This window comes from Terriglobales bacterium, from assembly GCA_035573675.1.
Lineage (GTDB): Bacteria > Acidobacteriota > Terriglobia > Terriglobales > Acidobacteriaceae > DATMAB01.
The window spans coordinates 114,479-127,066 of sequence record DATMAB010000015.1; the positions used below are offsets into that span (position 1 = coordinate 114,479).

Annotated in this window: 12 protein-coding genes; 4 read left to right on the forward strand and 8 right to left on the reverse strand. The window is 64.5% G+C overall.

What is annotated here, in order from left to right; genetic code table 11:
• The first annotated feature begins 129 nt into the window (after positions 1-129).
• A complete protein-coding gene (locus VNK82_05960; GenBank protein ID HXE90493.1) occupies positions 130-1,446 on the forward strand; it encodes an amidohydrolase in 1,317 nt (438 codons plus the stop codon).
• Positions 1,447-1,455: 9 nt separating this feature from the next.
• On the opposite strand, the gene VNK82_05965 is transcribed toward VNK82_05960, so the two are convergent.
• From VNK82_05965 to VNK82_05990, 6 genes are all read right to left on the reverse strand, one after another.
• Positions 1,456-2,712, reverse strand: coding sequence for an ABC transporter permease (locus tag VNK82_05965; protein HXE90494.1), 1,257 nt, complete (start codon positions 2,710-2,712; stop codon positions 1,456-1,458).
• 1 nt (position 2,713) lies between these two features.
• Entirely contained in the window at positions 2,714-3,949 is a 1,236-nt protein-coding gene (locus VNK82_05970; GenBank protein HXE90495.1) for an ABC transporter permease, read from the reverse strand.
• A 230-nt stretch (positions 3,950-4,179) separates the two neighbouring features.
• Positions 4,180-4,449 carry an inner membrane CreD family protein gene (locus VNK82_05975; protein HXE90496.1) on the reverse strand — a complete coding sequence of 90 codons (270 nt, stop codon included), beginning with the start codon at positions 4,447-4,449 and terminating at the stop codon, positions 4,180-4,182.
• Positions 4,449-5,297 (reverse strand): hypothetical protein, encoded by an 849-nt coding sequence (locus VNK82_05980; GenBank protein ID HXE90497.1) that lies wholly within the window; start codon positions 5,295-5,297, stop codon positions 4,449-4,451. The genes VNK82_05975 and VNK82_05980 overlap by 1 nt, the downstream gene beginning before the upstream one ends.
• A gap of 128 nt (positions 5,298-5,425) precedes the next feature.
• Positions 5,426-5,800, reverse strand: coding sequence for a transcriptional regulator (locus VNK82_05985; protein HXE90498.1), 375 nt, complete (start codon positions 5,798-5,800; stop codon positions 5,426-5,428).
• On the reverse strand, positions 5,793-6,446 hold the full coding sequence (locus tag VNK82_05990; GenBank protein HXE90499.1) for a hypothetical protein: 654 nt from the start codon (positions 6,444-6,446) through the stop codon (positions 5,793-5,795). Before VNK82_05990 ends, VNK82_05985 begins: the two co-directional genes overlap by 8 nt.
• A gap of 134 nt (positions 6,447-6,580) precedes the next feature.
• On the opposite strand from VNK82_05990, the gene VNK82_05995 reads away from it, so the two are divergent.
• The 3 genes from VNK82_05995 (at position 6,581) to VNK82_06005 (ending at position 11,193) form a co-directional block, all read left to right on the forward strand.
• Positions 6,581-7,774, forward strand: a complete 1,194-nt coding sequence (locus VNK82_05995; protein ID HXE90500.1) for a pyridoxal phosphate-dependent aminotransferase — start codon at positions 6,581-6,583, stop codon at positions 7,772-7,774.
• Positions 7,775-7,940: 166 nt separating this feature from the next.
• Positions 7,941-9,989 (forward strand): transketolase, encoded by a 2,049-nt coding sequence (locus VNK82_06000; GenBank protein ID HXE90501.1) that lies wholly within the window; start codon positions 7,941-7,943, stop codon positions 9,987-9,989.
• Positions 9,990-10,074: 85 nt separating this feature from the next.
• Positions 10,075-11,193, forward strand: a complete 1,119-nt coding sequence (locus VNK82_06005; protein ID HXE90502.1) for a D-glycerate dehydrogenase — start codon at positions 10,075-10,077, stop codon at positions 11,191-11,193.
• On the opposite strand, the gene purQ is transcribed toward VNK82_06005, so the two are convergent.
• Together purQ and VNK82_06015 are read right to left on the reverse strand one after the other, a co-directional pair.
• Positions 11,194-11,889 carry a phosphoribosylformylglycinamidine synthase subunit PurQ gene (gene purQ, locus VNK82_06010; GenBank protein HXE90503.1) on the reverse strand — a complete coding sequence of 232 codons (696 nt, stop codon included), beginning with the start codon at positions 11,887-11,889 and terminating at the stop codon, positions 11,194-11,196.
• 103 nt (positions 11,890-11,992) lie between these two features.
• Positions 11,993-12,577, reverse strand: coding sequence for a Spy/CpxP family protein refolding chaperone (locus tag VNK82_06015; GenBank protein HXE90504.1), 585 nt, complete (start codon positions 12,575-12,577; stop codon positions 11,993-11,995).
• Between the last annotated feature and the right edge of the window lie 11 nt (positions 12,578-12,588).

Below are 12,588 nucleotides of genomic sequence, written 5' to 3' on the forward strand. Positions count from 1 at the left end.
ACGCCATGCTACAGGTTCGTTCCACCGTCGTCACCCTGGCATCGCCATCACGCGCCGGTGCTAGAAATTCTCCAGCGCCGGTGTTACGGTAACAACTCTCTTATCCCCCTTGACTGGAGATTAGTTCCCGTGCGCGAACGCCTGCTTGTTCTCCCGCTCCTGCTGATGACGCTGCCGGCTCTGGCGCAGAAAGCAGCGGCCCCGAAAGGCTCCAAGCCAGCCGTCAACCGTGCCGCCGCTCACGACCAGCGGATCGCCCAACTTGTAGAGGCCCTGCGCGACAAGACGGTGGAGACGCGTCGTGACCTCCACATGCATCCCGAACTCTCCAACCGGGAGGAGCGCACGTCGCAGCTAGTGGCGGCGCGGCTGCGCGAGCTGGGCATGGACGAAGTGAAGACCGGCGTCGGCCGCTATGGCGTTGTGGCGTTACTGAAGGGCGGACGCCCCGGGCCGGTGGTGGCGGTGCGCGCCGACATGGATGCGCTTCCCGTGCAGGAAGTCAACGATACTCCCTACAAGTCCCTGAACCCGGGCGTGAAGCATGCCTGCGGCCATGACGGGCATGTGGCCATCGGCCTGGCTGTGGCGGCGGTGCTTTCCGAGATGCGCGCCGAGATCCCCGGCACGGTCAAGTTCATCTTCCAGCCCGCTGAGGAAGGCCCGCCCGCCGGGGAAGAAGGCGGTGCCGCACTCATGATCAAAGAGGGCGCGCTGGAGAATCCCCGCCCGGAGGTCATCTTCGGATTGCATCTCTGGTCGCAGTACGAAGTGGGCTCGGTGTTCTACAACTTCGGGCCGGCGCTGGCGGCGTCCGACCGCTTTCAGATCACCATCCGGGGCAAGCAAGTGCACGCCGCCTATCCGCAGGACGGCATCGATCCCATCGTCACCGCCGCTGAAGCGGTGCTGGCGCTGCAGACCATCCGCAGCCGGCGCGTTACGACCATGGAGCCGCTGGTCATCTCCGTGGGTCGCATCCAGGGCGGCAACCGCAACAACATCATCCCCAACCAGGTGGAGCTGGAAGGCACCGTGCGCACCATGAACGAGGAGGTGCGCAAACGCATCCCCGACCTGATGCGCCAAACGCTCGAGGGCGTGACCCGCGCCAACGGCGCAACCTTCGAACTGGAATACGAGTTCGGTAACCCGGTGACTTATAACGACCCCAAGCTGGTGGAAGAGATGCTGCCGGCGCTGCGGCGCGCCGCGGGCGCCGAGCACGTCCTGACGCGGCCCCCGCAGATGGGCGCAGAAGACTTCGCCGAATTCCAGAAAGTTATCCCGGGCTTTTTTTTCTTCGTGGCTGCCGGCAACCAGAGCAAGGGCATCACTGCTGCCCACCACACCCCGGATTTCGACATCGACGAAGACAGCCTGGCCATCGGCGCGCGGACCATGGCGACCGCGGTCGTGGACTACCTGGAGAGGCACGCCAAGTAATGGCCGGGATTACTCGTAGCGCAGCGCCACCACCGGGTCCAGGCGCGCCGCCCGCACGGCGGGGTAGATCCCGAAGAACAGGCCGACGCTCATGGAAGTGACGACGCCGGCCACGACCGCCCACAGCGGTACTACCGAAGGTAGCGAGGGCAGGAAGGCGTGGATGAGCCCGCTGATGGAGAGTCCGAACAGCACGCCGATTACGCCGCCGGCGCCGGTCAGGGTCATGGCTTCGGTCAGGAACTGGGAGATGATGTCGCGCCGGCGGGCGCCGATGGCCTTGCGCACGCCGATCTCGCGCGTGCGCTCGGTCACCGACATCAGCATGATGTTCATCACGCCCACGCCACCCACGAGCAAGCCGATCGAGCTGACCGCCGCGGTAATCAGCGCCACCACCCCGGTGATCTGGCGGAACTGCGTGGCAATCTCTTCCGCGCTCGAGATGCCGAAGTTGTCCGGCTGGTCGAAAGGCACGCGGCGGCGGCGACGCAACAGTTCCCGCACCTGGTCTTCGGCTACCGCCTTCTGTCCGGCATAAGGCAGCACGCCAATGAAGTGCTCGTCGTCGGCAGGGAAGTGCTTGTGGTAGGTGCCGTAGGGAACCAGGGCCACCTTGTCGGCGGCGTCGTTACGCAGGAATTGTCCCTTGCGCTTCTGGATGACGCCCACTACGCGATAGGAGATTCCGGAGATGAGCAGCGTCTTGTCGACGGGATCCTCGGTCGGGAACAGCGCCTCCGCCAGGTCGTGACCCAGGACGACCACGTCGGCCTTGTGCAGGTCCTCGGAGGCGGTGAAGAACCGTCCCTTCTCCACGTGCGCGTTGAACACCTGCTCGTAGGAGACCGTCGTGCCGCGGTGGATGACGTCGTAGACCTCCTTGCCGCGGTAGCGGGCGATCTGCCGGCCGGGGCCGCGCTCGCCGATGCGGGCCAGCACCTGCACCGCCACATTCTTCACCGCGGGGCACGACTCCCGGATGGCCAGGGCGTCCTCCAAACTCAAAGGCTTGCGGGTGCGCTCTTCGGCGGTCAGTCGGCCGGCGCGGAATCCCGGGCTGAACTTGAAGACAAACAGGGTGTCGGAGCCGAAGTCATCGAGAAAAACACGGATGTCCCGATCCAGTCCCACCAGGATGGAAGAGACCGCGATCAGCGCGGTGATGCCGATGACGACGCCCAGCACGGTGAGGGCGGAGCGGGTCTTGTGCTGGCGCAACGTGTCCAGCGCCATGCGCGAGTTCTCACCCAGAGCGATGCGCACGTCACACCTCGAAGCGCAGGGCCTCGATGGGATCGAGCTTCGAGGCCTTATGCGCGGGATAAATGCCGAAGAACAGACCGACGGCGGTGGAAACGCCGAGGGCAATGATCACCGCCGCCAGCGGTACCGCCATGGGGATGGACGTAGTCGCGCCGACCACCAGGGCCAGCAGCCAGGCCGCAGTCACGCCCAGCAACCCGCCGAAGCCTGCCATGACGGAGGCTTCCACGAGGAACTGCAGCAGGATGTCCTTGCGCCGTGCGCCCAGCGATTTGCGGATGCCGATCTCACGCGTGCGCTCGGTCACGCTGGCCAGCATCACGTTCATGATCACCACACCGCCGATGACCAGGAAGACCGACACCACACCCACCATGCTGGTGGCGATGACGCCGGTGAGCTGCCGCCACAGGTCCATGAGCGTGGCGGAGCCGAGGATGCCGAAATTGTCCTCTTCGTCCGGACGCAGGTGGCGGCGGGCGCGCATGAGCACGCGCGCTTCGTCCTGCGTGCGCGCCATCCACTCGGCGCCGCGGGCCTGCACGTTGATGGAAAGGCTGCGGTGCGCGCCGTATACCTTGCGCCACGTCTGGATGGGAATGTAGACAAAGCCATCCTGGGACTGGCCGAGCGCGCTGCCCAGGGGCTTGGCCACGCCCACGATCTCATAGGGGCGGCCGTCGATATCGAGCGTGCGTCCGATGGGGTCGACATGGGGAAAGAGGCGCAGGGCTACCTCCGACCCGATGAAGGTCACGGGCGATCGGTGGTCGTTGTCGGCATCGGAGATGTAGCGTCCGGTGGCGGGTTCCTCCACGTCCATCTCGCCGATGTTGGCGGTGACGCCGCGGATGTCAATGTCCTCGAGCGATTCGCCGCCCGCCTTCACGACGCCCTGGGTGCGGACTTCAACGCCCACGGCTTTAGGAAGCTTCAGGTGGTCACGCAGCGCCTCGTAATCTTCCCAGGTGATCTCCCGGTTGCGGCGCTGCGCTTTCACGAACTCTTCGGCGCTGGTGATCAGGCCGAAGCGGTTCACCAGAAAGACGTTCGAGCCCAGATTGGCCACTCGGTCGGCAATGTAGCGATTCGTGCCCTCGATCAGCGAAACCACCAGGATGAGGGTGGAGACCGAGAGGATGATGCCCAGCAGCATCAAGAAGGAACGGAGCTTGTGGGAGCGCATCGTCTCCAGCGCCACCACAGCGGGTTCGGCCAGTCCGAGGTTGCGGCTCATCCTTCCTCGCCCCAGAAGGATACGTCAGACAAAGTGCGGCGGTTCGCGACCGCCCGGCCGCAGCAAGTCCCCTCGGCCCATCATACCTGTTCGCCCATCGGGTTGCACAAGACCTACGCTCGCGCCGGCTGGCGCGCTAAGCGTTCCTCCCAGCGGATGCGCCCGGTCATCTGCATCACCACGAAGAGGGTAAGGATGGAACCGATGGTCACCGTCAGCCCGGTGAAGCCCTAGAAGAAGAAGGCGTAGGAGAACAGTACCAGGTAGATGAGTTGCGCGCCTCCGGCCTCGACCGCGGCGAATCTGAGTCCTACGACCAGCCGCAGGTAGCTGACCACCAGGAACACGGAAACCACGGAGCAGATGACGAAAGCCAGGTGAATGGAAATGTGGTCCACCAGGTAAGCCAGCAGCAAGTGAAAGGAGAAAAACCCCGCCGCCAGGAAGAAGTAGTTCATAGGATGCAGGTCGATGGAGCGCAGGGTAGTGATGATGAACATCAGGAAAAAAAGAAGAACAGGGAAACGGGCGCGAACATGCTGATCTGCCCGGCCAGCGGGCCGGGTTGCAGCTTTTCCGGCATGGGCATGGCGATCTGGAAGCCGGAGACCAGGTTGCGGTAGTTCCACGCCAGTTCCCATCCCTCGGCAGTCTCGTGCTTGGTGGTGGGAGAGAGGGTGTTCTCGGGGAAGTCGATGGCCTTGAAGTTGGTGCGCATGCGCAGTTCGAAATCGCGCACCTGGGCCACTTCGTCGCCCAGGCGATAACGCCATGCGTCCATCCCCTGCGACCGGTAGCCGACGCGCAACAGCGCGGTCCTGCCGGCCTCGACCGGAGCTTCTACCACCGCGCTCCCCTCTTCCTGGGTCACGGGATACGCCTTGCCGTCCACTTCCAGGATCAGATCGTCGTAGATGGCCTGCGCGGCAGGGAACTTGAGCGCGAAGCGGACCGACTGAGGGTCTTTTCCGGGATTGCGGAAGCCATAGGTTCCCGCGTAGGCGACGCGATAAGTGCTGTACCAGAGCAGACCTTTCTGCCGGTGCTCGAGGTCAAGGCCAACGTCGATGCGGCTGCTGACCAGTTCGAGCGGCACGGGCACGCGGGTCTGGTATTCGCGCTCTACCTTCCTGCCATCCACGAGCGAGACATCAGTGCGGGACTCGCTGCGCAAATACGTGGCCGTCGGCGGGCGCTGCTCCTGCGCCGCGCCCCAGGTGGAGGCCACGGCGCCCTTCAGGCGGCTGGAGGTGTCATATGTGCGGGCGAAGATAGTCGAGCCCAGGATGACCCAGGCGACAGAGGTACAAACAAAGATGAACACCAGCGCGGCGATTCGTTTGAACATGGGAGAACGGCTCCTTGTCGTCGGATTGCATGGCTAACAGGAGAGTTGGACACCGGAAATGGAGGTCTAGACTTTATGACGTAAAGTGTGTGCCGGCACCTGGAAGGGCTTGTGCACTCGGGCATCGGTTAACCTTCGGCGGGGACGGGACGCAGCGGGGAGCGGCGGGCGGCGGAGGAATGCCGCACCTGCTCAAGCGGCGGCAACATGTCCGACAAGGTCTGCAGGTAGTCCTCGAGCGCGGCGCGGCCCCTGGGAGTCAGGCGGTAGGTCGTCCGCGGCCGGCGTTCCTCGAAGCGCTTGGAGCAACGGATGTAACCCGCCTCCTCCAGCTTGCGGGCCTGCACGCTCAGGTTGCCGTCGGTGGTTTCCAGCAGGTCGCGCAGCTCGGTGAAGGAGAGCGAGTCTTGCACGGCCAGGGTGCACACGATCCCCAAACGCAGGCGTTCGTGGATCAACTGGTCGAGCGCGCCCGGTACGGGCGGGTGCTTGCGCCTAGCCATCGTGCCTCCGGGCGATGTAGGCGCCGAAGCCGATGTGCAGCCAGCCGAAACCCAGCGCCAGCAGAGCCAGTCCGGCCGACGTCGGAGCCAGCGCCGCAATCAGGGAAAGAATCAGGAACGAGATGCCCATCCAGCGTACGGGGGAAACGGAAAACACTCCCGTGGACGTAAGGGCAGCGCCATAGCAGCCCATCCACAGGGCAGGGAGCAGCGCCGGCCTTCCGGCGCGCACTACGGCGAAACTCAGGATGGCTCCCACCGCCATGGCCGAGGCGTAGCTCCAGAGCGCCTTCTGCAGCACCGGCGTCCACAGGCGCTGGCCCATGCGGCGGGCCTTGTGATCCATGCTGGCGACGCCCACGGCGAACGAGGCCACCAGGCACACGGCCCACACGCCCAGCGCCTCCATGCCGGCGCCTGCCTGCCAGGGTGCTCCGGTCGCCAAGGCGTTGACGGCCACGGCGCCCAGCCCCAGGAACCCGATCATCACCAGGCCGCGGCCGGAGACGCTGGAGAGCCTGCCGGCGGCATCCAGTGTGCGCCGGATGTAGGCCAGCTCCTCGTGCGGACTGCGATAGGCGGGCGCCTGCTCCATGGGCTCGGGTTCCGGTTTGGAGAGCATGAAGGTTTCCTTGATTGTTGTCAAGTACTTTGTGATATGAAGCCAAATTCCTCGCCGCTATGTTCCCGGAGCGGGCGAGCATATCACGATTCCCGATACCGGCGGACCCGATTGGTCACCGGCCTTGGGGTGTTCCGCGCGCTATAATGGCGAGTCTCATGGCTCGCACCACGCAAACCGAGTTGCGCCTGGCCCGTCGTATGGCACGGTTGGGCACCGAAACGGCCTTCGAGGTGCTGGTGAGGGCCCGCGCGCTCGAGGCCAAGGGTCGCGATGTCATTCACTTGGAGATCGGCGAGCCGGACTTCGATACGCCGGTCAACATCGTCGAAGCGGGTGTGGATGCCCTGCAGAGTGGCTGGACCCACTACGGGCCCGCGGCCGGACTGCCCGAACTGCGCCAGGCCATCGCAGAAGAAGTCAGCCGCACCCGGCACGTCTCTGTCTCGCCGGACGAAGTGGTGGTAGTACCCGGGGGCAAGCCCATTATTTTCTTCAGCATCCTGGCATTGGTTGAAGAAGGAGATGAGGTCATCTATCCCAACCCGGGCTACCCCATCTACGAGTCTATGATCGAGTTCCTGGGCGCGACGCCGGTGCCCATCCGCCTGCGTGAGGAGATGGACTTCCGCCTGGACGTGGACGAGTTCGCTTCCCTCATCACGGACCGGACCCGACTGGTCATCCTGAACTCGCCGCAGAACCCGACCGGCGGCATGCTGGAGGAAGGCGACCTGCGCGCCCTTGCCCGCGCCATCGGCGACCGCGACATCATGGTGCTCTCTGACGAAATCTACAGCCGCTTGATCTTCGACGGTCAGCACCATTCCATCCTTTCGCTCGACGGGTGGAAAGACAGGGTCATCCTGCTGGACGGCTTCTCCAAGACTTACGCCATGACCGGCTGGCGTATGGGATATGGTGTGATGCGCGCCGACCTGGCCACCCAGGTGGCTCGCCTGCAGACCAACGCCACTTCCTGCACTGCCAGCTTTACGCAGGTGGCGGGGATCGAAGCGCTGCGCGGAGACCAAAGCTCGGTGGGCAAGATGTGCGACGAGTTCCGCCGCCGCCGCGATGTCGTTGTGGAGCGCCTCAATCGCATCCCGGGCTTCACCTGTCGCACGCCGCGCGGCGCCTTCTACGTCTTCCCCAACATCACCGGCACAGGCTGGCCCTCCAAGAAACTGGCGGACGCGTTGCTCGAAGAAGCCGGAGTGGCCGTTCTTTCGGGCACCGCGTTCGGCAAATTCGGTGAAGGCTATCTTCGCTTGAGCATCGCCAACTCCATCGAGAACCTCGAAAAGGCCTTGGACCGCATCGAAGACTGGACCAAAAAGAAGAAGGTCTGAAGCGGCCACCCAACCGACGCCGATCCCGGATTCCTCAGCCCTGGAACAGAGCGAAATTGGCGCGCCCGGGCTCATCACGCTCTTCTGTGACCTTGCTCACCGCGCCTGCCGCACCAGGCGTCCTAGGCTTGGCCAGCGGGTGAAGTTTGCCTGCTGGGGGAGATCTATGGCACTTGTGGATTCGAAGTCAGGGAAGCGCATCCGGGACTATTCCATCGAAGAGCTGACCGAGCTGGCCAACCTGATGCGTGGCTATGACTTGGTGGTGCTGTGCGCTGCCGGCTCCGGACATGCTGGTGGAACCCTCTCCATCCTGGACATCGTGGCCGCCCTCTATCTCAAGGTGGCGGACCACGATCCAGCGAATCCTGAATGGGAAGACCGCGACCGCATCATTTGGTCCGCAGGGCACAAGGCGCCGGCGCTTTATCTCGGCCTGGCCTTCGCTGGCTTTTACCCTCCCGCGGAGGTGGTAACGCTCCGCAAGCTGTACTCGCCTTACCAGGGGCACCCGCATTGGCTGAAGGTGCCGGGCGTGGAGGTATCGAGCGGGTCGCTCGGCCAGGGCCTGAGCGTTGCCGTAGGCGTGGCTCTGGCGGGCAAGCTCAAGGGCAAGGATTACAACACTTTCTGCATCATGGGAGACGGCGAGCAGCAGGAAGGCAACATCTGGGAAGCGGTCATGGAAGCGGCTCACTACAAGTTGGAAAAGCTGATTGGCATCGTTGACAGCAACCGGCTGCAGATCGACGGCCCGGTAGCCGAGGTGATGAACATCGAGCCTCTGGAAGCCAAGTACCGCGCCTTTGGCTGGGAGGTGCTGCGCATCAACGGCCACGATATGAGCGAGATCATTGAGGCTTTGGAGACCGCCAAAGCAGGTCGCGGCAAGCCGGTTCTGATCATCGCTGAAACCGTCAAGGGGAAGGGCGTCAGCTTCATGGAGAACGTCGCCGGATGGCACGGCAAGGCTCCCAACCATGAGGAGATGCTGCAGGGCCTGACAGAATTGGGGTTGCTGGACAAGGTCCCGCACCAGGATCTGCTGGAGAAGGCCCGCCGATATCAGGTTGAGGCCGAAGCGCAATTGGCCGCCAAGCTGCCCAAGTTCAGTCGCGACTACTGGTGGAATGCGGGCCAGACCATGCGCGTGAAGATGGAGCCCACGCGCAAGGGCTTCGGGCAGTCCTTGCAAGAGAACGGGGACGACGAGCGCGTGGTCTGCCTCGGCCTGGACATCTCCGGGTCCATCACCATCAGCGAGTTCTACGCCGGCAAGCCGGAGCGCAAAGCGCGCTGGATCAGCCTGGGCATCGCGGAGCAATCTGCCACCGCCGCCGCTGCGGGGCTAGCGAAGGAAGGGAAGCTGCCGGTGTTCGGCACCTACAGCACGTTCGCGGCGGCGAGAAACCTGGATCAATTGCGCGTCTCGGTCTGCTACGGCAACTTCAATGTGTTCGTCGCGGGAGCGCACGGCGGCGTCTCCGTCGGACCCGACGGCGCGACGCATCAGGCCTTGGAGGACCTGTTCGCCATGTGCGGCATGCCCAACATGGTAGTGGTGGTGCCGTGTGACGCGGTCGAGACTAGGAAAGCCTCGAACTACCTGCTACTGCAGCATGTGGGGCCCAAGTTCCTGCGCTTCGCGCGGGAGGCGACGCCCATTGTCACCGGGCCGGAGACTCCTTTCGTCTTTGGCAAGGCCAACGTCATCCGGCTGCGGCGCGAGGCGAATCAGTTTGCCGACGCCTTCGAGACCGTTCTGGCGAGCGACTACCCCGACGAGCAGGAGGACCTTTCCATCGTGGCCTGCGGACCCATGGTGCCGGAGGCCATGCGCGCCGCGTACATTCTCAAACGGGAGTTCGGCTACGAGACGCGGGTGATCAACCTGCACACGCTGAAGCCGATCGATGAAGCCGCCCTGGTGCGCGCGGCGCGCGAGACCGGGATTGTCCTTACCGCCGAAGAGCACCAGATCGGCGCTCTGGCGTGGCGGGTCAGCGGCATCCTGACGGAACGCGCGGACCTGTATGGCCTGCCGGTGCTCACCGGAGCCATAGGGGTGAAGGACCGCTTCGGCGAATCGGGCGCTCCCTGGGAACTGATCAAAGAGTTCGAGGTCAGCGCCGAGCACATCGCCCACAAGGCGGCCGAGCTCATGCGCATCAAGAGAGCGCACGCCTGCGAGGAACATCTGGCGGCGGTACGATAGAATCCCATCCCTAGCGGCCCGGCGCGTCGGTGAGCCCCGGCCGCCTTCTGCATCCCGGCAGAGAAAACTCCCGTTGCAGAGGACCATGAGCGACCACCCCCGCTTCCGTGTGTTTGCCACCTGCCACATCGGCGAGGACGCCGAGAACCTGCTGCGCCAGCGCGGCTACCAGCTCGAGGTCTATCCCAGCCCGGAGGCGCCGCCGAAATTGCTGATCCTGGAAAAAGTGCGCTCCGGCATCGACGGCCTCATCACCACGCTGCGCGACCCGATTGATGCGGAAGTGTTCGCGGCGGGTGCGGGCACGCTCAAGGTGGTGGCGCAGGACGCCGTCGGCTTCGACAACATCGACCGCGCCGCCGCCAACCGCCACAAGATCCCCTTTACGCACACGGCGGATGTACTGACCGAGGCCACGGCCGAGTTCGCTTTCTTCATCCTTGCCTCGGTAGCGCGGAAGCTGTGGGTGAGCGAGCACCTGGTGCGCGAAAACAAGTGGCGCTCGTGGCATCCCTTCCTGCCGTTCCTCGGCGATGAAGTGACCGGCAAGACGCTGGCCGTCATCGGCACGGGGCGCATCGGGCTGGCGCTGATCAAGAAGGCCTCCGGTTTTGACATGAACATGCTGTGCTACGACCCCGTGTACCAGAACCATGCCTTCGTCGAATCCATCCAGGAGTTGATGGATCTGCGGCACGCGCGCGGCCTGCAGAAGGAGAAGACCTGGATCAGGTATGTGACGCTGGAGGAGGCGCTGCGCGAGGCCGATTACATCAGCCTGCACGTGCCGCTGCTGCGGGAAGGGGAGAGCGAGACGCCCACCTATCACCTGGTAAACGAGCGAACGTTGCGCCTGATGAAGCCGACGGCCTACCTGGTGAATACCTCGCGTGGGCCGGTGGTAGATGAGAGGGCACTGGCGCGCGCGCTCAAGGAGCGTTGGATTGCCGGGGCGGCTCTTGACGTGTTCGAGAAGGAGCCTCTGCCGCCGGATTCGCCCCTGCGCGACCCCGAGATCTGGGACCGCTGCCGCATCTTCCACCACTTCGCGTCCGGCGCCCGCATCACGCGGCTCTCCACCGACCCCGATAAGGGCATGGCCGGCCGCTGCATTCAAGGGTTGATCGACGTCTTGGAAGGGAACTATGGCGGCGACGTCACCCGGATGCCGTACGTGGTGAACAAGGAAGCGTTCGCGAAGTAGCTACTTGGTCGCCATGGCGGCGACCATGGACTGAAAGATCTTCAGTCCGTCGGCTGAACCCAACCGGAGTTCGCTGGAGCGGTCGGGGTGGGGCATCATGCCGCAGACGTTGCGCCCCTCGCTGCAGATGCCGGCGATATTGTCCAGCGAGCCGTTGGGATTGGCGGCCGGCGTGACCTCGCCCTCCGGCGTCGAGTAACGGAATAGGATGCGGTCGTCACGCCGCAGGGCGTCCAGCGTCTGCGGATCGCAGAAGTAGTTCCCATCCATGTGCCCGATGGGGATCTGCAAAACCTCGCCCTTGCGGCAAGCATTGGTGAAGGGCGTGTCCGCGTTCTCCACCCGCAGGTGAACCTGGCGGCAGATGTAGCGCAACCCTACGTTGCGCATCAGTGCGCCCGGTAGCAGGCCGGCTTCGCACAGGATCTGGAAGCCGTTGCAGATGCCCAGGACGATGCCGCCGCCGCGGGCAAAGCGAGCCACCGACTCCATCACCGGCGAGAACCTTGCGATGGCCCCGGTGCGCAGGTAGTCACCGAAGGCGAACCCGCCCGGGATGATGATGGCGTCGCAGTTCTCGAGATCGGCCGAGTCGTGCCAAAGGTAGGTGACCGGTTGCCGGGCGACCGCCCCCACGGCGTACCAGGCATCGTGCTCGCAGTTCGAGCCGGGGAAGACCACCACGCCGAACTTCATTGCCGCTTGTCCTCGGTGGCCGCTGCCACGTTTCAGTCTACCATCGGCGGCCAATGCGGCTGAGCGAGGATGAGGGCACGGGTGGGCCGTGCCCTCGTGAGGTCTAGAGCGGTTCCTCGAATTCCATCTCGCCCGGAGGCAGGGACATGACCGCTGGGGCCGGGGCGGCGTGGAAGAAGAACACGCGGTCGCGCTCGCCCTTGATGGATTGCAGCTTCTTCCACTGCTCCACCGTCAGCACCTTGCGGATGGCGAGCATCATCATGGTATTGGCTTTTTCCAGTTGGCCGCGTGCGGCCACCAGACGATCGACCTGTGCGCCTACCTGCGCCTCATCAGGCTGATCGGCCTCTATCAGGGGCTGGAGCTTGGTCTCTTCGCGCTCCAGGTTGGCCCGCAGGTCGATCAGCTTCAGCCGGTGCTCCAGGAACGTCTGCTCGATCTGCTTGATCTGCGCCTCGCTGAGCTGCAGCTCGGCGGCGACCTTCGAGTCCTTCCACCACTTGCCCAGACCGTGGGGATGCGGCTGACCCGGCGGCTCCGGCGGTGCCGGAGTACGCGCTCGCGGATGCCACTCCGGGGCCGGAGTCGCGGCCGGAGCCGGTTTGGCAGCCGGGGAAGGTCCTTGTTGGGCGGCCATCAGGGGTGCCGCTAGAGCGAGGCCGATCAGGACTGACGCGAGTTTCATGGTTTGTTCTC